Origin of the sequence: uncultured Algoriphagus sp., from assembly GCF_963974835.1 — a bacterium.
Taxonomy (GTDB): domain Bacteria; phylum Bacteroidota; class Bacteroidia; order Cytophagales; family Cyclobacteriaceae; genus Algoriphagus.
Window position 1 is genome coordinate 414,437 of sequence record NZ_CAXBET010000003.1, and the last position, 23,072, is coordinate 437,508.

23 protein-coding genes are annotated in these 23,072 nt (G+C 39.1%); 16 read left to right on the plus strand and 7 right to left on the minus strand.

The annotated features are described in order from the left end of the window. Nucleotides 1-17: 17 nt before the first annotated feature. The 14 genes from AACZ73_RS09820 to AACZ73_RS09885 all read left to right on the plus strand — a co-directional run bounded on the left by AACZ73_RS09820 (nucleotide 18) and on the right by AACZ73_RS09885 (nucleotide 11,432). Entirely contained in the window at nucleotides 18-899 is an 882-nt protein-coding gene (locus AACZ73_RS09820) for a hypothetical protein (RefSeq protein ID WP_339877404.1), read from the plus strand. 171 nt (nucleotides 900-1,070) lie between these two features. After that, a complete protein-coding gene (locus AACZ73_RS09825; RefSeq protein WP_339877405.1) occupies nucleotides 1,071-1,523 on the plus strand; it encodes a hypothetical protein in 453 nt (150 codons plus the stop codon). A 213-nt stretch (nucleotides 1,524-1,736) separates the two neighbouring features. After that, nucleotides 1,737-1,985, plus strand: coding sequence for a hypothetical protein (locus tag AACZ73_RS09830; protein ID WP_339877407.1), 249 nt, complete (start codon nucleotides 1,737-1,739; stop codon nucleotides 1,983-1,985). A gap of 196 nt (nucleotides 1,986-2,181) precedes the next feature. After that, complete coding sequence (locus tag AACZ73_RS09835) at nucleotides 2,182-2,460, plus strand: CPCC family cysteine-rich protein (protein ID WP_339877409.1); 279 nt, start codon at nucleotides 2,182-2,184, stop codon at nucleotides 2,458-2,460. Nucleotides 2,461-2,554: 94 nt separating this feature from the next. Beyond that, on the plus strand, nucleotides 2,555-3,244 hold the full coding sequence (locus AACZ73_RS09840) for a YafY family protein (RefSeq protein ID WP_339877411.1): 690 nt from the start codon (nucleotides 2,555-2,557) through the stop codon (nucleotides 3,242-3,244). A gap of 78 nt (nucleotides 3,245-3,322) precedes the next feature. Further along, nucleotides 3,323-4,285: an alpha/beta hydrolase gene (locus AACZ73_RS09845; RefSeq protein WP_339877412.1), complete on the plus strand. Its 963-nt coding sequence runs from the start codon at nucleotides 3,323-3,325 to the stop codon at nucleotides 4,283-4,285. Beyond that, nucleotides 4,278-4,859 carry a YdeI/OmpD-associated family protein gene (locus AACZ73_RS09850; RefSeq protein WP_339877414.1) on the plus strand — a complete coding sequence of 194 codons (582 nt, stop codon included), beginning with the start codon at nucleotides 4,278-4,280 and terminating at the stop codon, nucleotides 4,857-4,859. The genes AACZ73_RS09845 and AACZ73_RS09850 overlap by 8 nt, the downstream gene beginning before the upstream one ends. 375 nt (nucleotides 4,860-5,234) lie before the next feature. Further along, a complete protein-coding gene (locus tag AACZ73_RS09855) occupies nucleotides 5,235-5,498 on the plus strand; it encodes a TIGR03643 family protein (protein ID WP_339877415.1) in 264 nt (87 codons plus the stop codon). Continuing rightward, complete coding sequence (locus AACZ73_RS09860) at nucleotides 5,498-6,595, plus strand: FAD-binding domain-containing protein (RefSeq protein WP_339877416.1); 1,098 nt, start codon at nucleotides 5,498-5,500, stop codon at nucleotides 6,593-6,595. The genes AACZ73_RS09855 and AACZ73_RS09860 overlap by 1 nt, the downstream gene beginning before the upstream one ends. A 31-nt stretch (nucleotides 6,596-6,626) precedes the next feature. Continuing rightward, the gene (locus tag AACZ73_RS09865; protein ID WP_339877418.1) at nucleotides 6,627-7,256 is read left to right on the plus strand and encodes a flavin reductase; all 630 of its coding nucleotides are present in this window, start codon (nucleotides 6,627-6,629) and stop codon (nucleotides 7,254-7,256) included. Beyond that, nucleotides 7,253-7,402: a DUF2256 domain-containing protein gene (locus AACZ73_RS09870; RefSeq protein ID WP_339877420.1), complete on the plus strand. Its 150-nt coding sequence runs from the start codon at nucleotides 7,253-7,255 to the stop codon at nucleotides 7,400-7,402. Before AACZ73_RS09865 ends, AACZ73_RS09870 begins: the two co-directional genes overlap by 4 nt. Before the next feature lie 93 nt (nucleotides 7,403-7,495). Continuing rightward, the gene (locus AACZ73_RS09875; RefSeq protein WP_339877421.1) at nucleotides 7,496-8,977 is read left to right on the plus strand and encodes a cryptochrome/photolyase family protein; all 1,482 of its coding nucleotides are present in this window, start codon (nucleotides 7,496-7,498) and stop codon (nucleotides 8,975-8,977) included. Between the two features lie 1,083 nt (nucleotides 8,978-10,060). Continuing rightward, a complete protein-coding gene (locus tag AACZ73_RS09880) occupies nucleotides 10,061-10,948 on the plus strand; it encodes a zinc-dependent peptidase (RefSeq protein WP_339877422.1) in 888 nt (295 codons plus the stop codon). Between the two features lie 28 nt (nucleotides 10,949-10,976). Then, nucleotides 10,977-11,432, plus strand: coding sequence for a nuclear transport factor 2 family protein (locus AACZ73_RS09885; RefSeq protein ID WP_339877424.1), 456 nt, complete (start codon nucleotides 10,977-10,979; stop codon nucleotides 11,430-11,432). A gap of 37 nt (nucleotides 11,433-11,469) precedes the next feature. Here the strand turns inward: AACZ73_RS09885 and AACZ73_RS09890 are convergent, their stop codons facing one another. Both AACZ73_RS09890 and AACZ73_RS09895 read right to left on the minus strand, forming a co-directional pair. Then, nucleotides 11,470-11,982, minus strand: coding sequence for a cytochrome C (locus AACZ73_RS09890; RefSeq protein ID WP_339877426.1), 513 nt, complete (start codon nucleotides 11,980-11,982; stop codon nucleotides 11,470-11,472). A gap of 4 nt (nucleotides 11,983-11,986) precedes the next feature. Then, nucleotides 11,987-13,252 carry a sulfite oxidase gene (locus AACZ73_RS09895; RefSeq protein WP_339877428.1) on the minus strand — a complete coding sequence of 422 codons (1,266 nt, stop codon included), beginning with the start codon at nucleotides 13,250-13,252 and terminating at the stop codon, nucleotides 11,987-11,989. Between the two features lie 444 nt (nucleotides 13,253-13,696). Between AACZ73_RS09895 and AACZ73_RS09900 the strand changes: the two genes are divergently transcribed. Together AACZ73_RS09900 and AACZ73_RS09905 are read left to right on the plus strand one after the other, a co-directional pair. Beyond that, entirely contained in the window at nucleotides 13,697-16,141 is a 2,445-nt protein-coding gene (locus AACZ73_RS09900) for an ABC transporter permease (RefSeq protein ID WP_339877430.1), read from the plus strand. A 173-nt stretch (nucleotides 16,142-16,314) separates the two neighbouring features. Further along, the gene (locus AACZ73_RS09905) at nucleotides 16,315-18,729 is read left to right on the plus strand and encodes an ABC transporter permease (protein ID WP_339877431.1); all 2,415 of its coding nucleotides are present in this window, start codon (nucleotides 16,315-16,317) and stop codon (nucleotides 18,727-18,729) included. Between the two features lie 415 nt (nucleotides 18,730-19,144). On the opposite strand, the gene AACZ73_RS09910 is transcribed toward AACZ73_RS09905, so the two are convergent. From AACZ73_RS09910 to AACZ73_RS09930, 5 genes are all read right to left on the minus strand, one after another. Beyond that, nucleotides 19,145-20,542 (minus strand): DUF6600 domain-containing protein, encoded by a 1,398-nt coding sequence (locus AACZ73_RS09910; RefSeq protein ID WP_339877433.1) that lies wholly within the window; start codon nucleotides 20,540-20,542, stop codon nucleotides 19,145-19,147. Nucleotides 20,543-21,264: 722 nt separating this feature from the next. Further along, nucleotides 21,265-21,630: a DUF2200 domain-containing protein gene (locus AACZ73_RS09915; RefSeq protein WP_339877435.1), complete on the minus strand. Its 366-nt coding sequence runs from the start codon at nucleotides 21,628-21,630 to the stop codon at nucleotides 21,265-21,267. 23 nt (nucleotides 21,631-21,653) lie between these two features. Continuing rightward, nucleotides 21,654-22,046, minus strand: coding sequence for a DUF1801 domain-containing protein (locus AACZ73_RS09920; protein ID WP_339877437.1), 393 nt, complete (start codon nucleotides 22,044-22,046; stop codon nucleotides 21,654-21,656). A gap of 42 nt (nucleotides 22,047-22,088) precedes the next feature. Then, entirely contained in the window at nucleotides 22,089-22,520 is a 432-nt protein-coding gene (locus AACZ73_RS09925; protein WP_339877439.1) for a DUF1801 domain-containing protein, read from the minus strand. Between the two features lie 10 nt (nucleotides 22,521-22,530). After that, entirely contained in the window at nucleotides 22,531-22,992 is a 462-nt protein-coding gene (locus AACZ73_RS09930; protein WP_339877440.1) for an SRPBCC family protein, read from the minus strand. Nucleotides 22,993-23,072 lie beyond the last annotated feature (80 nt).

A 23,072-nucleotide genomic window follows, 5' to 3' on the forward strand; every position in this document is an offset into this window, starting at 1 on the left:
TCGTTGGCGGTAATGCAATGACAAAAACAATCAAACATATATTAATTTGTCTTCTGACATTTTGGATAACTGAAATTTTGGCGAGTCCACAGATGCCAGACTATGTGGTTTTTGGAAAAGACACAATAGCCACTTACAACCTGATTATTGAACAATATTTGCAACGGCAAGACTCAGCAGAAGCAGAACAACTTTTTGGACTCACGTTTCGAGAAGGAGCATCTTTTAATTGTTGGCGGGGTTATCAGGCAATCTACCAGCTTGAGGATAACAGTTTGTTCTTGATTGACATAATCAATTGTGGCGAACTAAGAAATGGAAAAATAGATAAAAGCCAATCCAATGAAAAAATGAAATCCATTTTTGGTGAAAAGTTGAAAAATGGAAAAGTTTTTATTGATTGGTTTGACGGACACCTCAATTTTCCTTTGAACGATGAAGTCATAAGATGGGACGGAGTTTTCTACACAATATTTTCAAGAGAAAAAGTTTTAACTATTAAAAATGGACTTGTTGAAAGAGAAGAAGTTTTCGACAATTATATCGATGACCCGAAAAGAATCGATAGGCGAGACAAGAGTAAAATATCCGACTTGCTATTTAAGAAGCTGAAAAAAGCGAAATGGAAAAATCCCGATGAATTCGACTGTTCTGAATCATATTTTGTAACAATTGATGAAAATGGTGTTGTTTCGAAGGTCAGGATGAATTTGTCTGATGAAGAAATTGATGAATATTACGAGCGAGATGAATTCAACTTTTGCATAGACAAGATGATGACAGCCTTAAGAGATTTCAAATTCGACATTATCTTGAATAAAGGAAAGCCAATATCTGAAGAAATCTATATCGAAATTTGGGTTGAAGGCAACGGTAAAATTAAAAATTGGACAAATTAAAAAAGCACATACCGCCAACATCGGCTATAGCAAATGCGGGCTGATTGCTTAAAAATGAAGATTTCACAACTAAATAACAATCGGTCTGGTGGGCAAACATTCGGTTTCTAATCCCGCACTTGCCATCGCCACGGCCGTTGTAAAACATTTAAGAAAAACACGAAACCTGAATTGAAAATAAAGACTTTAAAAATAATTTCGAGTATACTAATCATACTTTCCTTTTGGCTCGGAATGAAACTTGAGCGTGAATTAGCAGGTTGGGACGAAATCGGAAAACCATCATTTGAAAAGGAACAGCTTTACTTCCCGAATAAAAAAACATCTCTTTATTTGAAAAGCAAAAATTGGGGATTGACTGCTGACCATCAAATTTCTGTCATTTCAACAAAACCAGACTTTGAATTCCAACCTGACTCAATATCTGAATACATTTTTCACGGATTTGGAGGAATAATTTACAAAGCCGAAAATGACACCCTCAAGATTTACTCAACACAAAAACCTAAAGTTCCTCCGAAGTTTGAATCAGAAATAAAAGTGGAAATAATAGAAATTATGGATAATCTGGAATGGATTAAACTGAATGATAAAATAAAAAAAGGCTATCAAAAATTTGAATGAAGAACATTTTACAACACAGCATATAGCTTATGGCGGGTGAACGGCTCCCCGAAAGATTTTCTTTTTATAGTGAGCTTTGGTTTCGGTGGACAGATACGTTTTCAAAACCGCCACTGGCTGTAGCCGAGCGTTGTAGCACATTAAAATGAACCGCAATCTGAAAATAGCAACAGTACTAATTTCATTGGGACTTTTAGCGACTTTGATTTACAAGTGACAGAAGTTCCAGACGGGATGATTTTATCAGGACTATTTCTAGGTGGAATGGTAATCGCTTTGATTTTGATTGGCGGACTAATTTTGGCTTGGTTGACCAAACTGAAGGCAAAAAGGCTTCCTTTTTGGACGGTTTATTTCATTTTGACAGCTATATCTTTTGCTGTTTTCCATTCCCAGCTCTACTCACCGACTTTGAAAATAGTCGTACCCGAAAATTATACTGGACAAGTCAGTCTTATATAATCGAATGTGACAGAAAACATTTTAACATTGGACTCAAATGGATTCGGATACTTGGACGAATGGACATTCAAAAAAACTTATTCAAAACCAGTCGTAGTGGACGTGAACGGCAAGAACTTGGAAAAACAATTGAGATTTCACAGACCGAGTTGATAAAGAAGAACTTTTTGAAATTGAGAATACCTGAAATGAAATAATGAGTGAGACTAAAAAATACTATTGTCCTTGTTGTGGGTACGATGCATTAATCGAAGAGCCACCTGGAACATACAATATTTGCAAAATATGCTTTTGGGAAGATGACCCAATCCAATTTGACGAACCGACTTATGAAGGTGGAGCAAATAGAGTATCACTAATCCAAGGACAGAAGAACTTCGAAAAGTATGGTGCTTGCGAAAAAGATATGGTTAAAAGCGTAACTCGCCCTACTAAGAATGACAAGAGAAACCCTGAATGGAAAAAATATAAATAAAAAACGCCCTACCACAGGTATAGTGCATGCCCTGCGGGACACGCACCATACCCAAAACGTCACCCCTTCAAAAAAAACGTGAATTCAAAGAAAAATGGACTATTCCGAAGTAAGTAGATTATCTCGACTAACAGCGATTTTGGTCCAATTTCAGACTAAGCGAATAATTACAGCTACTGAATTATCCGAAAAATTCCAGGTCAGTAAACGAACAATTTACAGAGATGTAAAAGCATTGGAGAATGCGGGTATTCCTATTTTGACAGATGAAGGAAAAGGTTACACGCTGATGGAAGGTTATAATTTGCCTCCGGTCATGTTCTCCGAAAAGCAGGCAAATGCCTTAATCCTTGCAGAACAGTTAGTGCTTAATAGCAAGGATGCCTCATTTGTAAAGGATTATTCGGAAGCCATTGATAAAATAAAATCAATTTTAAGGTTTTCCATCAAAGACAAAGCAAATCTACTTGCAGATCGGACTCGATATAACCAAGTCATAAATCAAGAAAGGAACAGTAACAATCTTTCTGATTTACAAAACGCACTTACCAATTATAACCTTGTCAAAATAGAATATATCAACAAGGAAAATTCTATAACAACACGATTAATTGAGCCATTTGCAATATTGAATTCCGAAAATTGGTACTTAGTTGCATGGTGTCGTTTACGAAAAGAATTTCGGTTTTTTCGACCAGACAGAATTCAAAAAATGGAGATCTTATCAGAAAAATTTGAGCCCCATAACATGACCTTACAGGAGTATTTTGACAAATACCATTAATTCTTTTTGACCCTTGACAGAGGGCTGTCACTGACCAGATTTACGTTTGTATCAACTTATTTGATAACCAATAAAAAAATGACAAACGTAAGTAACATAAAGTTTAATCCATCCGATTTCCCAAAGCCAAGAATGATTTCGGTAAATGGTATTGAGTTGGAAGTATTTGAAGCAGGTCAACAAAATGCCAGAAAACCTATTGTGCTCTGCCACGGATTTCCTGAGCATGCATTTTCTTGGCGCCATCAGATACCAGCCCTTGTCAAATCTGGCTACCATGTCATCGTACCAAATCAGCGTGGTTATGGCAATTCGTCTCGTCCAGCCGAAGTGACTGATTATGACATTGAACACCTTACTGGGGATCTGGTAGCACTTCTTGATCACTACGGTTATGCCGACGCCACCTTTATAGGTCATGATTGGGGAGCAAATGTCGTCTGGAATCTAGCTCTTTTGCATCCGAAGCGGGTAAATGGCGTGATAAACTTGGCTTTGCCGTATCAGGAGAGAGGTGAAAAACCCTGGATTGAGTGGATGGAAGAAATGTTTGGAGGGGACTTCTATTTTGTGCACTTCAATCGACAGCCGGGGGTAGCAGATTCAATTTTGGAAGAAAACACTTCTAGGTTTCTTGGAAATATATTTCGAAAAAATCTCCCTCTTTTACCGCCAGAACCAGGAATGCTGATGATTAATCTAGCTAGAGCGGAACAAACTTTGGGTGAACCAATAATGAGCGATGACGAACTAGCGGTTTATGTTTCCTCTTTCGAAGCATCAGGCTTCACTGGAAGTATAAATTGGTATAGAAACCTTGACCGCAATTGGCATATATTGGCAAATGTTAATCCAATTGTCCACCAACCTGCACTTATGATTTATGGCGACCGTGATATGATTCCTAAATTTGAAAGGCTACCAGAGTTCGTGCCTAATGTAGATGTGGTCAGTTTGGATTGCGGTCATTGTATTCAGCAAGAGCTTCCGGAAGAAACTAATCAGGAGATTTTAAATTGGTTAGAAATGCATAATGCCTAACAAGGAACCAAAAACATATTGCCCTACAAACCGAACAGATTGGCGTGAATGGTTGATGAAAAATCATCAGTCACAGCAGTCTGTTTGGCTTGTATATTATAAAGCATCATCAGAAGTTACTACCCTCAGTTGGAGCGAGGCAGTTGATGAGGCACTTTGCTTTGGTTGGATTGATAGCACCAGAAGGCCAATTGACAGTGAGAAATTCATGCAGTATTTCAGCAAGCGAAAAGCAAAAAGTAATTGGTCCAGGATAAATAAGGATAAAGTGAAAGCTTTAATTGATCAAGGACGTATGACGGAAGCAGGCTATAAAAGTATTGAAGTTGCCAAAGAAAACGGGTCTTGGGAAATTTTGGATGAAATTGAAGCTTTGGTAATTCCGGAAGATTTAAAGAAAGAACTAGCGAATCACAAAGGTGCCTTTGAGTACTTTGATAGTCTGAGTAAATCCAATAAGAAGATATTGCTGCATTGGGTACTCTCTGCCAAAAGACCAGAAACGAGGCAAAAGAGAATTTTGGAAATAGCGGAAAGTGCAAGTGATAATCTGAGACCAAAACAGTTTCGGTGAGATAGCAGATTAAAATGTCTTCAATTGAAGCTTCTCACATTTCATTGGTGGAGCTCATTAGTGACAAAGTGAGTTTAAAAACATTTTTTTAAAGTGGCGAGCGGAATGTTTTTCCTGACCCAAAAAAAGTACACGGTCAAAATTGACGAAGGAACTCGAATTTTGACCGAAGAGAAAAATATAAATAAACACGAAGGAAGTATTATATCGATACCAACTCAATCCTTTAATAAGCCAGAATTCTTGAATCTAAACTCATTAAAATCGTCATCTTTTCAAACAATTTTTATCTGTATTGCTTTATCAAGTGTAATGAATAACCTTCAGGAGATTTTTAATGAATCCTGAAATCTTTTGATACTGATTGATAAATAAATGACAGAACGGGAAGTAGATCGAATCATAGAGATGGCCTGGGAGGACCGCACTCCCTTTGAAGCAATCAAAAATCAATTTGACGTTTCAGAATCTGAAGTGATCAGATTGATGCGGAGGGAACTTAAAAACAGTTCCTTCAAAATGTGGCGAAAGAGAGTTACCAGTGGTGTCAGCCAAAAGCATTTGAAAAAAAGAAGTGAGGAAATTTCCCGTTTCAAATGCAGCAGACAAAGAAGTATTTCCAACAATAAGATTAGCTAGTGCAACTTTTTCCAACAGATATCCTGTCCATAGAGAAAAGGATTCAGGCAATTGATCCTGTGCGCTATGCATCATCCAGAAACTTTAAAAATGGTGCTGTCACCCGGCTATCTCCATACATTTCCCGCGGAGTCATTTCTACCAAACAGGTTTTTCAATTTATAAAGACTCTTAATTTACCTTGGTCAGCTTGCGAAAAGCTGGTTCAGGAACTTGCCTGGAGGGACTATTGGCAGCAGGTTTGGTTGGCAAAAGGAGACGATATTTTCGATGATTTAAAACATAAGCAAACTCCCGTTCGGAATCATGAGATTCCTACAGCTGTGCTTCAATGCAATACTGGGATTGAAGCGGTGGATCAGGCTATCAAACTTCTATATGAGACTGGCTATATGCACAATCATATGCGCATGTACGTTGCGTCGATTTGCTGTAATATTGGGAATTCTCATTGGCTTAACCCTGCCAAATGGATGTACAGCCATTTACTCGATGGAGATCTTGCTAGCAACCACTTAAGCTGGCAATGGGTGGCAGGAGCTTTTTCCAGTAAAAAGTACTTTGCCAACCAGTCTAACATCAATAAATACTTTCAGAGCAATCAGCAAGGGACATTTTTGGATGTGGAGTATGAGGATTTCGCTTCACTTGAAATTCCGGAATCTTTGCTGGATACCAGGGTTTTTACAGAAGAGACATTTCTCCCAAATGTCAGCATACCCGATTTTGAAAAATCTAAAACTACCCTGATCTATAATTATTATAACCTGGATCCTTATTGGCATCAAGGCAAAGACCTGCAAAGAATCCTACTCCTCGAGCCTTCCGTTTTTGAAAAGTTTCCTGTAAGTCAGAAATGCATTGAATTCGCTTTGGCACTGTCCAAAAATATCCCGGGAATGAAGGTTTTTGTCGGTGAATTCTCAGAATTATTTTTACACCTAGATTCTAAAGATCTGATTTTTAAAGAGCATCCGCTGAATCGACACTACCGTGGTAATGAAGAGTCTAGAGAATGGCTAAGCAGTGTGCAGGGATATTTTCCTTCCTTCTTTGCTTTTTATAAGAAGTGCAAAAAAGAAATCAGTTATGAATAAAGTAGTGGGCCGAAGCTTAGAAAATTAGAAAATGCAGTTACAAAAAGAAGAAATAGAACAGCTGGAAAAGAAGTATAGATTGAATTTGATCAATTCAATTTCCGGAATCAAACCTGCCAATCTGATTGGTACCAAATCTCTAAATCATCAGGAAAATGTTGCCATATTTTCTTCGGTAGTTCATTTAGGGTCAAATCCTGCACAGTTAGGATTTATCATGAGGCCGCAGACTGAAGTTCCCAGGGATACTTACCCAAACATTTTGGAAACTGGTTTTTATACGATCAATCACGTTTCCCAATCATTTATCAAAAAGGCTCATTTTACTTCTGCCAAATTGGAAAAAGGTGTCTCTGAATTTGAAAGGATGAGGATAGAACAGGAATACATCGCGGATTTCTTTGCCCCTTTTGTCAAGGAAAGTGTAGTGAAAATCGGAATGAAACATCAGGAAAGCATCCCTTTACCCAATGGATGCATTTTTGTAATAGGTTCGGTAGAAATGCTGGTCATTCCAGATCATGTTGTTAACGGACTTGGTCAGATAGATCTGGAAGGATGCTCCGGAGTCGGGATTTCAGGTCTGAATAGCTACTATGCTTTAAATAAGCTGGATAGTTTCCCTTATGTCCGGGAAGATGAAATCCCTGATTTTGAATGAAGAAATCTGAATTGCCCACAAAAATATGCCCCGTCTGCAAAAGGCCGTTTTCCTGGAGAAAGAAATGGGAGAAGAATTGGTCTAAAGTGAAATATTGCAGCGAAAAATGTAGGAGAAACAAGCCGAACGAAATACGGCATAACTAAGAGCGATGCATAGAATGAAATTTTTAATACAAGCAAAATTCCCGGATCTAGTAGGTGAGGGGCTGTCTGGACTCTGAAATCAAAAACAAAAAGATGAAAAAAGCCATTAATCTAATTTTCCCCAATCAGCTTTTTGCTGAAAGTCCTTTGTTGGAAAATGGACATGAGGTCTACCTTATCGAGGAATTCTTATTTTTTAAGCAATACGCTGTCCATCAGCAGAAGATTGCCTTCCACCGTGCAAGCATGAAAGCATACCAGCAACACCTAGAAAAGTTGGACATCAAAGTGAATTACATAGAATCTGGGGATAAGCATTCAGATATCCGAAATTTTGGAAAAGTACTAAAGGAGGAAAAGGTAGAGACAATAAATTGTATCGATCCTGTGGACGAATGGCTGGAAAAGAGAATAGGGAAAATCTCAAAAAATTATCAACTCAAAATCTTCGAAAATCCGTCATTTTTAAATTCGAAGAAAGAGCTCAACACTTTTTTTAAGTCGGATAAAAAATCTTTTTTCCAAACCACTTTCTACAAACAACAGCGGAAAAAGAGAAGGATTCTAATTGATCAAAATAAGGAGCCTGCTGGCGGGAATTGGTCGTATGATTCCGAGAATCGAAAGAAATTCCCAAAAGGTAAAACACCTCCTTCCATACAGTTTCCTGATTCTACGGAGTTTTGGACTGAAGCGTGCGAGTACACCAAAAAGCATTTTGGAGATAATCCGGGTAAACTGACCAAGGACCCAATTTATTCAATCAACCATTCGCAGGCCGAGGAATGGTTTGAGCAATTTTTAGAGCATCGTTTTCAAGATTTCGGTAAGTATGAAGATGCGATTGTGAAACAGGAATCGTATTTAAATCACAGCCTGCTCTCTCCTTTGATCAATGTGGGTCTGTTGCTTCCTGAATATGTGGTGGATAGAAGTCTGGACTATGCAAAGCAGAATAAAATTCCCATCAACTCCACAGAAGGTTTTATAAGGCAGATAATCGGTTGGCGAGAATTTATCAGAGGAATGTATATCTGCAAAGGGAGTTATTCCCGGACCAAGAATTTTTGGGGATTTAAAAGGAAAATTCCAAAGAGCTTTTACGATGGAAGTACAGGAATAGAGCCTGTGGACCAAACGATCAAAAAGGTACTAAAAACCGGATACTGCCATCATATCGAGAGGCTTATGATTTTAGGTAATTTCATGCTGCTTTGTGAGTTTGATCCCGATGAAGTTTACAGGTGGTTTATGGAGTTGTTTATTGACGCTTACGATTGGGTGATGGTGCCTAATGTCTATGGCATGAGTCAATTTGCCGATGGTGGTCTTTTTGCTACCAAGCCTTATCTCTCAGGATCGAATTATCTTAAGAAAATGAGTGATTACAAGAAAGGAGATTGGGAAGAGAATTGGGATGGACTTTTCTGGAGATTTATTGATAAGCATCAGGATTTTTTCAAGTCAAATCAACGGCTATCGATGATGGTGAATACCTGGCATAAAATGGATCAGAAGAAGAAAGAAGAACATTTGAGGATAGCCGAAAAGTTTTTGAGAGAATTGGGAAAATAAAATAGCAAAAGCTGATGATAACTTTTATCAATCCGGATAATCCGTGATAAACTTATCTTTCAATTAATTTGCTTCAGGCAATTCCACAGGATCACAGCATTTCCAAACATTACTGAAATTTACCCATTTGAAGAAAAGTTGTTAATGGGAGACATTCGCAATTTAGCTGCACAAAATAAATTTTAGGCACTTTAGCTTGGATTGCACAAAAAATTATTCGCCACTAGTAAGACTCGGTCCTCATTAGGGTATCGATTTTTTAGACGCAAAAAATAATTTTTACAGGCAAAAAGCTTAAAAAGAGAAGCATTAGATGACCATCTCTTTCTCAAAATATTGTAGCAAGAATACAAATTCTCAACTGACAATTAGCTTAAAAACATCTCAGGCTTTTATGCTGTAGATTTCTTTTTTGCACCCGCATTTTTGGCAAATATTCATATTGGGTTTTTTAAATGAGGCACTTCTCAAAGCTTCTAACGCTGAATTAAATGCTCCAAGATAATCCCGGTCGTATGTAGATGGAATATTTGGACAGTCCCTATCATGAACGATAAATTGTCCTTCCAAATTTGGATTGGACGCTAAATAAAAGAATTTCATATACCTCAAATTGTTTTTGTAAGTTTTCACTAAAAGACAATTTCGTGACCAATAATATGAATGGCCTTTAAAGGTTGATCCGGCGAGGTGCTCCTTCATCATGCCAAAAAACGTTACAATTCCATATACGAAATGGGGAAACTGAACCTCAAAATGCCGTTAAACTAAAATTGTGCCTGATTTAAACTGTAAGTTATAAATGTTTAAATTTTATAAATAAAAGTTTGGTTCATTGAAAAAAGTAATCAAACCATTGATTTAATTATCAATTGCAATTCTTTAATTCCTATATTTTTCTGTTTCAGAAATGGAGAGCTAATGTGAAGAGTTGCTACTTGTGAGATTTCTTGATTGATTTATTTAAATTTTACTATCAGAAAATATTACGCTGATTGGAGGATAAAAGAGATTGGATTTATATGCTTCAAACCTCTCTGTATCAGCGTTCAGTCTTATTCAACACTATAAATTCAGTATAATTTGCTCATTAATATATTAGTCGCATTATTTATCGCGCTTATATTGTATTTATTGTTTCGTCCCAAAGGAATAAAAAGTGGATTTGAGGTGCCGCAGGATTTTCCTAAAAACTGGCGGCGTTTCCTGCTCAAAAAAGTCAATTTCTACGCTTCACTCTCCAACCAAAATAAAATATTATTCGAAAACAAAGTGCTACGTTTTCTGAAGCGGGTGAGGATTACTGGCATTCAGACTACGGTGGATGACGAAGATCGATTACTGGTGGCAAGCAGTGCCATTATACCTGTCTTTGCATTTACAGACTGGGAATATAGCAGTTTGCATGAAGTACTGTTATATCCTGATTTGTTTACTGAGAAATATGACTTCAGCGAGCGTGATCGGAATATATCCGGCATGGTAGGAAGTGGAGGCGTAATGCACCACGTGGTGATTTTTTCCAAACCTGCCTTGCATCAGGGCTTTGAAAATGCCAGTGATAAAATGAATGTGGGAATACACGAATTTGTGCATTTGTTTGATAAGCAGGATGGGGAGATAGATGGTATTCCACATGTAATTATGAAGAATCAGGCAGTTTTGCCTTGGCTGAATTTAATCAGTGAAAACACGAAGGAAATGCTAGCTGGAAAAAGTGATATCAATATTTATGGAGCGACAAACAAGCAGGAGTTTTTAGCGGTAGTCAGTGAGTATTTTTTTGAGCGGCCAAAGCTTTTGAAGGAAAAACATCCTGAATTGTACGATGTTCTATCTGAAGTTTTTCAAACAGATTTAGCAAATAGTCAGAATGGTGATAAAACCTTGAAAAGAACGCTCGGGAGAAATGAACCTTGTCCTTGCGGCAGTGGAAAGAGGTTTAAGGACTGTTGCATGAGCCATGATTAATTATCTTAGTTGGGTAAAACTGAAATCCATGAAAAAACTTGTATTAATTATATCGCTTATGCTTTGCTTCGATTGCTTTTCACAGGAAGTAGAAAATCCGGAAGTAGCAGCTGTAACCGCTGTGGTTAACCAGTTCTTTGAGGTTCTGGAAAACCAGGATACCGTATTGCTGAAGCAAGTTGCTTTTATGCAAGGGCAAATCTGGACGGTAAATACAACCGTAAATCCTTCAAGACATAGCATGAGGTTTTTTAAAGATGATTTAAAATCTCTTATTTCGAAGAATTCTTACCTTGAAACTGCCAAATCAATTGAAGTTAAGATCAATGAAGAAATGGCTATGGCTTGGGTTCCGTATGAGTTCAGACTGAATGGCGAATTTTCCCACTGCGGAGTAGATGCCTTTACTCTGATCAAGGATGAAGGTCTTTGGAAGATTATTAATCTTTCTTATACCATCAAGAAAGATGAATGTGTTGAATGAAGTCTACATTGATAATTATAAACCCAGAAGTATTTCTTTAGTTTTTCAATTCATACCATTCGATTCCGCTCAAAGGAATTCTTCTTCCTTGGGGATCTTCAGGCGCATAGTTTTTGGCCAAGTAATCAAGAATTACAGATTCACTTTCCCCCAATTCCCACAACCCTTGAGTCTCCTGCATCCACACGATTTTTTCATGCCAGCCTTCCCTGGTAAATCTGTTTTGAATGATCAGTGCGCTGGAATGGCAATTGGTGCAATTAGCTTTTACAAGTTCCAACCCATTTGATACAATGAGACCAGTTTCTTCGTCTTTCCCATCGACGATCTGCTCGTCAGTCCCATTACTTTCCCTGATTTGCTCTGCATTAGGATTTTCATTTCTTGCATTATCAGGTCTCGAGAAATCAGGATAAAAAATCAACAGTAAAATAAGGCTTACCAAGACTATTAGAATCGCTACTATTCTGGCCAAAGATTTACTCACTCCTGAGAACAGGCTATTTTTTTTAGGATCAGAAGAGGAGGGTTGACTAGGGGTTTTCTTCATCTGCTCAACTTACTTTAACTGCGATTCGGTGGCAAGCATTGTTCAGGTAGCCTTTTGGATTCCAGGCAGGCATGACCATAGGTTGGGAGATCCCTTGATCATCGGTGGCTTTTGCCCAGATCTCATAATAGCCTTCCTGAGGAAATTCCAATTCTACGGACCATTGCTGCCAAGCCAGGCGATTTGCAGGTTTCTTCAATGTGCATTTTTTCCAAGTAGCTCCAAAATCAATTGTGACATGCATTTCGCTTACTTCATTTTCCCCAGCCCAGGCGTGTCCCTGTACATTCAGCTTTTTGGAAATGCCAAACATTGCACCAGTCTTCGGTGAGGTTATTATTGATTTTACCGGCATGGATTCTATGATTTTCATATCCTCGTCAGGGACTTTTTCTCCAGGAGCTACAGGGTATTTTGGGACACGGTAGGAGTCACCCATCATTTTCTCGCCATCATGCACCTTATTCCTAACTACTATTTTGTTTACCCACTTCCCGGAAACTGAAGCTGGCCAGCCTCCACAAACCAATCGAAGCGGATAGCCATGTTGTAAGGGAATATCGTTTCCATTCAGTTTCCAGGCTAATAAAGTTTCATCCTGCATAGCTTTTGCCATGGGGGCACCACGGGAAATCACCACCTTATTTGGATCTCCGTTTAGATGGGTGTCTTTACCATAGTATCCGATATACACTGCATCCGATTTGACACCAACATCCGCCAATACATCTTTTAATCTCACTCCTGTCCACTCAGAGCAATACACAGCGCCTTCTTCCCATTGATTTCCTGATGCCGGAGGATAAAAGCCAGCGCGGCCATTTCCCCCACACTCTAAGGTAAGCTGGTAGGTGTAAGCTTTGAATTTCTTTTTAAGCTCGTCGAGTGTATATATTTTTTCCTTAACCACCGACTCTCCACCTATAGTAAGCGTCCAGTTTGCTGCGTCAACATTCTCTGGAATCAAACCGTTATTTCTGATGAAAATACTGGCAAAAGGAGTTACGGCATCATTCAAAAGATGCGGGGCAGGCTCTACATTCCACGGCTTCTCATTTCGGATAATCATTCCCTCACTTTTGCCTTTCATGGGATCAAACTCCGCTTCTAATGCCACTGGGATATAATTCTCAGGCATAGAAGCTGCGTGGACTATTGTGCTGCCAAGTAGCGCTGAGAGTGTTGCCAGCGTACTTTTCTGTAAAAATTCCCGTCTATCTTGGGTAAGATTGTTTTTTTTCTTCGGGGTGTTTTTGTCAGTTTTTGACATGGCTAGAGTCTATTGAAAAGTGATAGAAAGTAAAATTAAAAATCTTCAGGACTAATGCCTTATTGAAAGCTGGTCAATTGAATAATTTAGAAATTGTAACAAGTGGAAACCTATATTACATTGGCTAAGAATAGGAGGAGGAAGCAAATATTGCGTCAAGGTACTTTGCCCACCAGCGGACGATTTTGTTCGATTGATTCATTGGGGAATGGCTGGAAATGTTGCAATTAGGATCCTATAGCCATTTTTTGACTGGCAAGTGATTTGAAAGTTAAAGCACGGCCATTCAAAACTCTCTTGAATCATGTGGAAAAACTATCTTAAAATAGCTTGGAGAAATGTAAATATAACCGCATTGGCGAATCCGGAATCCATTAAAAGTGAGTAAGATAAAAAGTAAGTGATCAAAAATCCGAACGCAAAAAATTCTAAACCTCTTTAACCATGTTCAAGAATTATTTTAAAATCGCGCTCCGTAACCTCTTGAAAAACAAGTTGCATACCGGGATCAATTTGATCGGGCTGTCCTTAGGTCTGGGAGTAGGAATCCTCATTTTCTTTTTTGTACAGTTTGAAAGTAGTTTCGATAGTTTTCATCAGGAGAGTTCGCAGATTTTTAGAATAGAGCGACACCAAATTGAAGAGGGGGAGAAATCTTCATCATTTTCCACACCTATTATTACCGCCCCAACTTTTGAAAATGAGTTTTTCCAGGTTAAATATTCGACCAGGATGATCAGTGGATCTGCCCAGGCTTACCTTGATGAGGAGACTACCCAGAATCAACCTTATCTATTAGTAGGGCCGGACTTCCTTGAGGTTTTTAGTTTTCCTTTGCTTCAGGGCCAGAAAGAGCAGGTCTTGAAGGATAAATTTGGTGTGGTGATCACGGAAGAAGTTGCCAAGAAATACTTCGGGGATACCAATCCAATCGGCAAGCCTATTCGAATAAGAATGGGTGATAACTACGAGGAATATCAGGTGACAGGGTTGTTAAAGGACCTTCCAGCAAACTCCAGTATTAAATTTGAAATGCTGATGAATGACAAGAACTTGGACTTCAGTGTAGCTGAAAAAAATCAAAATTCCTGGTTCAATGTATATGGGGATACCTACGTCAAATTGAATAATCCAGAAGACAAAGCTGCAGTGGAAGCTGGAGTAGAGTCCATGATGAAGAAGGTGCTGGGTGAGGAATACAAGGAAGGGACATACTCGTTTACCCTTCAGCCAATTGCTGATATTCATCTTTCTGAAAATCCAGATTCTGGTATGGCAGAAGCTACCCGTCCCACCTTACTTTGGATCTTAGCTGGTATTGCTTTCTTGATTTTACTTATTGCCTGTATCAATTTCACTACCATGGCGATAGGGCGCTCTACTACCCGGGCCAAAGAAGTTGGTGTCCGGAAGACCATGGGGGCAGACTTTGGTCAATTGGTTATTCAGTTTCTTATGGAAGCTTTTTTGACTACCATTACTGCACTGATAGGTGGATTGATACTAGCGGAAGCGCTATTGCCCACATTTAATAATCTTTTTGAAAAAGAATTGACTTTAGTTTATGGTCCTGTCCAAATGATGATTTTGGTAGGATTGGTGATTTTAATCACTGCTATGGCGGGGGCATATCCAGCATTTTTTATGTCAAGTTTAAGACCTATCAAAGTTCTTAAAGGTAACCTATCCATACGTTTTGGAAAGCAAGCCCTCAGAAAAGGCTTGGTAGCATTCCAATTTTTCATTTCTTTCTTACTGATCGCATCTACTTTGATTATGGTAAACCAAATGAAAGCGATTCGCAACTTTGACCTTGGTTTTGATCAGGAGATGGTAGTCATAGTCGATGTACCTGACGTTCCCAGTACCAATTTTAGAAAATCTATTAATGAGGGTTTTCGGCAAGCCGAGCTGTACAGACAAGCTTTGCTAGGCAGATCTGAAGTGCAATCCGCTGGCTTGACAATATCTACTTATGGCGACAATGCTTTTTGGGATGCGGGATTTCCTATGGAAGGGGGTGAGCAGTTTAATTTTAGAGTGAACTTTGTAGGTGGAGATTATATAAAAGCAATGGGGCTTGAAATGGCTGAAGGTAGGGATTTTAATTCGGCACCAGGGGCTGATAGTAGCGCGTTCATTATCAATGAGACATTTGCCGCTGCAATGAAATGGGATGACCCCCTGGGAGAAATGATGCCTAATACAAAGTTCAAACCACACGAGATAATAGGGGTGGTCAAGGATTTTCACCACAACTCCTTATATAACGAAATTCAACCTGTGCTTTTGGCGAGAAGCCCTGATACCTTTTTCTCTGGTATCAACACCTTGATGATTGGTTCGGCTACCAACCCGAAGGTGATTGTAAAAGGAAACGGCTCCGACTTTGAATCTTTCAAGGCAATGCTGGAAAGCGAATGGGAGCGGGTTTTTCCTTTGGAGGCATTCAGCTTTAGCTTCTTGGATGAGACTGTCCAAAAACAATATAAAGCCGATGAGCGACTGGGAACCATGGTGTTTTTGGCAGCTTGTATCGCGATTCTGATTGCAGCGATGGGCTTATTTGCAATGGCAGCTTTAAGTATTGCCGGACGCACCAAGGAGATAGGAATCCGAAAAGTATTGGGAGCTTCCAGCTGGAGCATTTCCTGGATGTTTAACAAGGAATTTCTCCTGATTACAGTTGCTGGAGTTTTGGTGGCTTTGCCATTGAGTCTATATTTTATGAAAAGTTGGATAGCGCAATTTGCTGTGAAAACGTGGCCATCCTGGATCAACTTCGGGATTTTAGGAGTTGCTGGGATTGCATTTACACTGATGATTGTATCTGCCCAATCCTTTCGTGCTACTCAAATGAATCCCGTGAAGACGCTAAAGGATGAGTGATGTTGGAGGCAGGATGTTGGATGAGCGATGTTAGGTCCTTGCACGTAACGAAGTATTCTCTTTTAAGCAGCAGATTGCTTCGGTCATTCCAATGATGGATAAATATTAAAGTACAACAACTCCTAATTCAACGGAAAACTTTACAACTTTTCAACCTTTAACATTTAAACCTTATGCTAAAAAACTACTTCAAAATCGCCTGGAGAAATCTTCGAAGAAATAAACTAAGAACAGGAATCCATATTCTTGGTTTGTCTATAGGGATTGCAATCTGCTTTTTGATTTTCAATGTGGTGACGCATTCCTATAGCTTTGACGATTTCCATCCCGATGGTGATAGGATTTACCGCGTGAATACCCTTACAGATTGGGGTGAAGGTGGAAGTTTTCCTAATTCCGGAACGCCGGGGCCGCTTGGTGAAGTGATAGCAGATGAGATCTCCGGATTGGAAGAAAAAGGCAGGCTATATACCATGTACAATACTTTGGTGGCCTTGCCAAATACTGGGAAAGTATTTAGGAGATCCGATGAGATCACCTTTGCTGATCCTGGATTTTTTAAAATTTTTCCAAGGGAATGGATAGCTGGAAATCCTGAAAGTGCTTTGCTTAAACCCGAATCCGTGGTAATCTCGGAAGCTAGTATGCATAAGTATTTTCCAGGGTCGGAAGCTTCAGATGTGTTGGGGCAGGAACTGATGTATGTGGATTCGGATTCCATCTATGCAAAAGTGACAGGAGTTGTAGCGGGGTATCAAGAAAATACAGACTTTATTTTCAATGACTTTATTTCCCTGAGTACGATCAGCACACAGGAACAAATCGAGTGGTATGGTCTTCACGACTGGACTTCGGTGAATTCGAGTAGCCAGCTTTTCATCAAACTTGCTCAGGGAGTAACTCCAGAATCTGTAGATGAAGCTTTCAAACCTTTGATTGCTAAAAACATGGAGTCGGAAGAAAATGGTGAATATAATACGAGTTTTTTCACTGAACCTCTGGCGGCCATGCATTTTGGGCAAACGTACGCAGGAAATGGTGTTTCCAAAACATTTTTAAAAGGATTGATTTTCATAGGCTTGATCATTCTAGTCTTAGCAGTGTTGAATTTTGTGAATCTTGAAACAGCTCAAGCTATCAGCAGATCTAAAGAAGTTGGAATTAGAAAAACGATAGGGGGAACCCGATTACAATTGATTACTCAGTTCCTGGCTGAGACATTATTGATTCTTTTATTTAGTACAATCCTGGCTATGGCTTTTGTGGAAGGGATTAAAATGCTTTTTTCAAGTTATCTGCCAAAGAATTTTGCCATAGATTATTTCTCAGTTTATAACATCCTTTTCTATGTTAGTTTCCCTATTTTGATCTCTATTGTTACGGGGATTTATCCTGCTCTTATTCTTTCAAATTACGATCCTCAGAGAGCATTGAAGGGGGAAATGATCAGAAGTGGAAAGTTTTCTGTGGGAGTATTTCTGAGAAAGAATCTTACAGTTATTCAGCTTTCTTCTTCTATCGCATTTATCATTCTGGTGTTAGTATTGAACTTTCAGCTCAAATATGTAACCAGTCAGCCGATGGGATTTGATAAGGAAGCTGTCATGTATGCTTCCCTTCCATTTATGTCGGATCCGGATAAGATGTTACTTCTTCAGGACAGGTTTAATCAGGAATCCATAGTGCAGAGTGCTAGTCTGAGTGGAAGTCTGGTGTCTTCCACAAGTCTTTGGACCTCAGATGTTAAAATACCAGTTGATACGACGGAAAAGCAGATGTACATACAGGTGATGAATGTGGACTCTGCTTTTGTGAAGGTGAATGGTATTCCATTACTGGCAGGTTCTGATGGAATTGACCGAGCCGATGAGATATTAGTTAATGAGCAGTTTGTGAAGGAAGCAGGTTTTTCAGCGGAGGAAGCAATTGGTTTAGAGGTTACTTACAGTGAAAAACAGGTGAAAATTATTGGTGTGATTAAGGACTTTCATTCGCGAACGCTCCGGGAGAAAATCCGCCCATTGTTATTTACCTATAATCCTGAATATTTTCATACCGTGAATGTGAAGCTGAATTCTGATTTAAATTTGGCTGCATCAAAGGAAAGGTTGGAGCAAATTTACCTCAGCATTTATCCTTATGAAACTGCTTCATTCAACTTTCTGGATACTCAAATTGACAGATTCTATCAGGAGGATGTGAAAATCAAAAATGTGCTAAGCTTCGCTTGCGGGTTGGCAATTTTGATTTCCTGCCTTGGACTATTTGGTCTTTCCAGTTTCACGATAGCTCAGCGCACCAAGGAGATCAGCATCCGGAAAGTTTTGGGAGCCACTTTGCATCAGATCTTATTTCTGATATCCAAAGAATATATGATTTTGGTTGGAGTCTCATTTTTGATTGCGGTTTTCCCGGCGTACTATTTCCTTAATGACTGGCTAAATGGCTTCAATACACGTGTGGATATGCCTTACTTAATCTTTGTTGCAGCTGGGTTGGGAGTGATGGCTATTTGTTTGCTAATTGTTGGAATTCACTCTTATGTTGCTTCGCAAACGAATCCTGCGAAAGTGTTAAAAAGTGAGTGATGTGATTTAAATGATTATGGTTATTTGCCATGATGCAAGTGCTTTAGATTTCTTGCTTATGGGCTCTGAAGACCGAAGTTTCCTCAATTATAAACTTAGACATATCTTAGTTTGCTTTTCCTCTTTCCTAGCAGACAAGTGGATAATCATAGAAAGGATTTTATGGTGTGCTAGTCAAAAATCCTATCTGTAAACTGTTTACTAAAACTCTTACATTTCCTTGCTGGCATTGAGAACAACATGCGTAATGTTTATTTAAAGGATTTGAAGTTTGGTCTATGCTATAAACTTTTACTTTCCACTTTTTAATTCTCATCCATATAATACCAATAGCTAAGGTGGAATGAATGAGTCACGATAAAATAAAAAAAAGGATAGCTGTTTAGCTATCCATTTATATAGGTTTGAATTGAGCTTAATTATTTCCTCTGGACTTTGACGTGCTTCTAGAAGATGAGCTACTATTTGTTCTACTAGTACTTTTCGTAGGACTAGAGGATCTTGACGGAGCACTTTTCACCTGCGGTGTAGATCTACTCGAAGACGGCTGTATTCTAGACTGTGTGGATCTAGTAGGAGCGCTTTTTACTGCTGGAGACTGAGATCTAGAAGGAGCAGGCTGAGTTCTCGGTTGAGTAGAACGTTGTGCTGGAGCTGACTGAGTTCTAGACTGAGTGGATCTCTGCGCAGGTGCGGAGCTCTGGGTTCTTGTCTGAGCAGGAGAAGCTTGAGGGTTTCTGCTGGATTCAGATCTAGTCACTGGAGCCGAAGTTCTTGACTCACTACTTCTCGAGTTACTCGGAGCAGTAGTTCGGGTCTGATTTCCTGAGTAAGGCTTCGTTTCCATTGTACTGCTTTTCGAAGGTGAGTTCGATCTTGTAGTATTTCCTGATCTGCTAGGTGCTGTAGCAGGTTGAGCTGATCTGGAATTCCCAGCCGGAGTGGTTGCTGATCTACCTGACACAGACTCTGATCTACTGTTTGTTCTTGAAGGAACTGCGGCAGGTTGTGTTCTGGCTTCTCCCGAAGATAAAACTCTGGAAGGTCTAGCTGATGCAGTAGTTCCTCTTGCAGTCTGCAGATCGGGTCTGTAAGCACTTACAGCATTTCTTGAAGCAACGGTTCTTCCAGGAGATCTGCTGTTTTCTATTCGGCGCTCAGGATAGGGTTTTTTGGTCACCCTTTCGATTTCTCTTCGTGCCGGCCCACCATAATACCTATTGTTGTTATACACTACCGTATTATTAATAATGGTTGTGTTGTTATAGATATTCACTCGTCTGGCTCTTGGTACACAATAGCTATAGACATTGTGGTACACGAATCTATTTTGAGGGACGAATACCCAATAGAAAGAAGGCATGTTCACTCGTACGTTTACAGTGAAGCCAGGTCCCATTGGTGCCCAACCATAGTATCCGCCACCAGTTCTCCAGTCTACCCATGCTGGCCCCCAGTCGTAATCTGGTATCCATGCCCAACTCTGGTAGTTGTCATCAAAATACCATCTGCCGTAGTGGAATGCTGCCCATCCCCAATCGTAATCAGACACCCAGGTATTACCATAATTAGTCATTACCCAATGTCCGTTGGACCCATAAGGGTGGAAATCATTTTGTACGGCAGGAAGCCATACATAGCCATATCGGGCATCTTTAACCCAATCCCCATAAGGCATCAATTCATCATAGAAGACTTGAAACGAGACACCGCTCATCTCATCGGCTGAGGCTTGTGATGGGCTTAGCCAAAGCAAAGCGACGAAGCCCATCATCAAGTTTCTCATCCATTGTGGTACTTGTAGCGTTTTCATAATATGTGGTTTTAGTGATCAAATAATTGGTTCGGTAATTCTTCTAATCTTGTTGGCTTTCTAAGGCTTCCTATTTAGGTAGATGCAATTTTCTATATAAAGGATGCATGCATACTAAAACCAAAATCACGCCAACTTTCTAAGACTTATATCAAAAGAAGTAGTCAATGATTTGTTTTTACGTAAAAAAATAAGTCAATGGTTGCTTAAAAACTTAAGATTGTCTTAATAATGAACAATAAATTTTATAATTATATAAAAAAATTAATTAATTGCTTTTGAGCTTTTAAATATTTTATTGGATAGATAGGTGCTTTTGCCAGAAAAATCATTGCACATGCCCTCTTTATCTTAGTTAAAAAACAATATTTTTTCTCAAACCATTTTAAACTTGATTTGAATTTTTAAATGTTTTGATCTGAAGTTTCTTTAAGTGCTTACAAATTCACCCAATGATTAGCTATGCTTATAAAGTATAGAATCGTAAATGGAGATTTTTAGAAATGCTACGACTCCGAATTAACCTCAATTAATAGGCTTTTAAATTTCTATCACTTATGGATTGTAAAAATCATCGAACCATACATACCGAAGCAGCCAAATATATTAAATCGGAGGGCGAATTTTGATCTATTTTCAATACCAAATCGCTTCTCTTTTCTGGATTTATTAAAGAGGCTTTTAGCTCCGTATCCGGTATTTCCAAGTTTCAGCAAATTGATTCAGCCCGTTCTCAAAATCTTCTCCATCTTTTTGCCTTTGGCTAATTCATCGACCAACTTATCCAAATACCTTACTTGTTGGGTCAAGGGTGTTTCGATATCTTCTACACGATACCCACAAATCACCCCAGTGATCAGATTTGCATTCCTGTTTAGCTTGGCTTCATAGAAAAAAGTAGCAAAGGTGACTTTATATGCGATCAACTCCTGGATTTTTTTCTCATCAAATCCAGTCAGCCACTCAATGACCTGATGCAATTCCTCTTTGGTTCTACCTTTCTTCTCAACTTTGGTGACATAGTGCGGATACACAGAAGAAAAAGTCATTTTGGCTATTCGCTCGTCGTGTTCTGGTGTCGTGATCATAGGGTATTTTTTACTTTGATTAACTATTTGAGCCTCTCCAGAAGCCCTTTTCTTTTTACAATATTTTTATAGTCCCATTGAATATCCCGTGATTTTCTTAGCCAATTTCTTAATTCTCCCACCTCAATTTCTTCCACGGAATTATAAAAAATTGAAGCATCCTTGAATTTCCCCGTGCTGGATATCAGCTTCTCTTCACCAAAATCTGCTCCACTCCAAAACATTAACCGAATCCCAGCTTTCTGTCTGCTGTATCCCGCAACAGGGTTTCCGTCCAAAAACCAAACGGGATGTGCATGCCAAATCTTGCTTTCGGCTTCAGTCAGCTCCTCATCCAGAATTTTCGCCAAAAGGTCACAGATCTTCTGATCTTCAGAGGAAAGCTTTCGGTGATATTCTTGAATGCCAGTATTCATCTTATTGGGAAGCAAAATCGAAATGGGCGATCTAATAGGTTATTAGCAAGCAGATTCCGGATGTTTCTGAAGATAGGCAATAGTGCCTTTGCAAAGCTTCTCCAGCGTGCTCAAGTTTATATCGGAAAGTTTGTTCACGTAAATACAGGCTTTGCCCATCTTAAACTTGCCTAGCTCACCCAAAAGAGATTTACTTCCTTCATTGTCAGAATAGACATATAAGGAGAAGGCGGCTTTGCGTGGTGAAAATGCAATCAATGGCATGTCTCCTTCATGCCCGCTAGCATACTTGTAGTGATGGGTTCCGAAACCGATGATGGTCGGCCCCCATAGTTTAGCATCGTATCCAGACCATTCCTGCATCAATTCCATGAGCTTAAAGCTGTCTGTTTTCTTTTGCTCGCTGTCAACGAATGATGCGATAAAATCGTTTACACTGACTTCTGTTTCGGTAGTTTTGTTCTTTGTTGCCATTCTGTGATACCTATTTTTCAAGGATTTTCTTAAGGTTTTCCAAACTCATCAATAGGTCCTTGCCTAGCATTTTTTGAAAGAATCCTTTGAAAAGACTCATCGGAAATTTGGTAGGACCTCTGAAATCCCAAATCACTAGAGTTTGTCTTTCATTGATTTCAGAAAGGATAAATTTGGATGTGCCCGTATTTTTCATTGGCCTTTCAAAATTCATCTCGTATTCTATCCGCGCACCATCGACTAGATTCGTGATTTGCTGTGTACCAGCTCCTACACTTTTATCCTTACTATCCCATTTATACAGAAAGCCAACTGTCCCATCGGTGCCCGTATACTCAACCTTTTTATTGGGGTCTTTCATGTTCCAGACACTGTAGTGATCCATGTTTTTGGAAAACTTCAAATAATCGTAAATAACCTCTCTGGGTTGGTTAATCACTACGGATTTCTCAACAATCATCTCACTTGCCATAACATGTTAATTAGGTTTTTCCTTTGTGACAAAAGCTCTTCAAAAATCAAGAAACAGACTTCCTTGCATCCAGTGAATGA

Coding starts and splice junctions, on each gene's coding strand:
- AACZ73_RS09820 (WP_339877404.1), top strand. CDS start 18: ATGACAAAAACAATCAAACATATATTAATTTGTCTTCTGACATTTTGG.
- AACZ73_RS09835 (WP_339877409.1), top strand. CDS start 2,182: ATGAGTGAGACTAAAAAATACTATTGTCCTTGTTGTGGGTACGATGCA.
- AACZ73_RS09840 (WP_339877411.1), top strand. CDS start 2,555: ATGGACTATTCCGAAGTAAGTAGATTATCTCGACTAACAGCGATTTTG.
- AACZ73_RS09845 (WP_339877412.1), top strand. CDS start 3,323: ATGACAAACGTAAGTAACATAAAGTTTAATCCATCCGATTTCCCAAAG.
- AACZ73_RS09850 (WP_339877414.1), top strand. CDS start 4,278: ATGCCTAACAAGGAACCAAAAACATATTGCCCTACAAACCGAACAGAT.
- AACZ73_RS09855 (WP_339877415.1), top strand. CDS start 5,235: ATGACAGAACGGGAAGTAGATCGAATCATAGAGATGGCCTGGGAGGAC.
- AACZ73_RS09865 (WP_339877418.1), top strand. CDS start 6,627: ATGCAGTTACAAAAAGAAGAAATAGAACAGCTGGAAAAGAAGTATAGA.
- AACZ73_RS09870 (WP_339877420.1), top strand. CDS start 7,253: ATGAAGAAATCTGAATTGCCCACAAAAATATGCCCCGTCTGCAAAAGG.
- AACZ73_RS09875 (WP_339877421.1), top strand. CDS start 7,496: ATGAAAAAAGCCATTAATCTAATTTTCCCCAATCAGCTTTTTGCTGAA.
- AACZ73_RS09885 (WP_339877424.1), top strand. CDS start 10,977: ATGAAAAAACTTGTATTAATTATATCGCTTATGCTTTGCTTCGATTGC.
- AACZ73_RS09890 (WP_339877426.1), bottom strand. CDS start 11,982: ATGAAGAAAACCCCTAGTCAACCCTCCTCTTCTGATCCTAAAAAAAAT.
- AACZ73_RS09895 (WP_339877428.1), bottom strand. CDS start 13,252: ATGTCAAAAACTGACAAAAACACCCCGAAGAAAAAAAACAATCTTACC.
- AACZ73_RS09900 (WP_339877430.1), top strand. CDS start 13,697: ATGTTCAAGAATTATTTTAAAATCGCGCTCCGTAACCTCTTGAAAAAC.
- AACZ73_RS09905 (WP_339877431.1), top strand. CDS start 16,315: ATGCTAAAAAACTACTTCAAAATCGCCTGGAGAAATCTTCGAAGAAAT.
- AACZ73_RS09910 (WP_339877433.1), bottom strand. CDS start 20,542: ATGAAAACGCTACAAGTACCACAATGGATGAGAAACTTGATGATGGGC.
- AACZ73_RS09915 (WP_339877435.1), bottom strand. CDS start 21,630: ATGATCACGACACCAGAACACGACGAGCGAATAGCCAAAATGACTTTT.
- AACZ73_RS09920 (WP_339877437.1), bottom strand. CDS start 22,046: ATGAATACTGGCATTCAAGAATATCACCGAAAGCTTTCCTCTGAAGAT.
- AACZ73_RS09925 (WP_339877439.1), bottom strand. CDS start 22,520: ATGGCAACAAAGAACAAAACTACCGAAACAGAAGTCAGTGTAAACGAT.
- AACZ73_RS09930 (WP_339877440.1), bottom strand. CDS start 22,992: ATGGCAAGTGAGATGATTGTTGAGAAATCCGTAGTGATTAACCAACCC.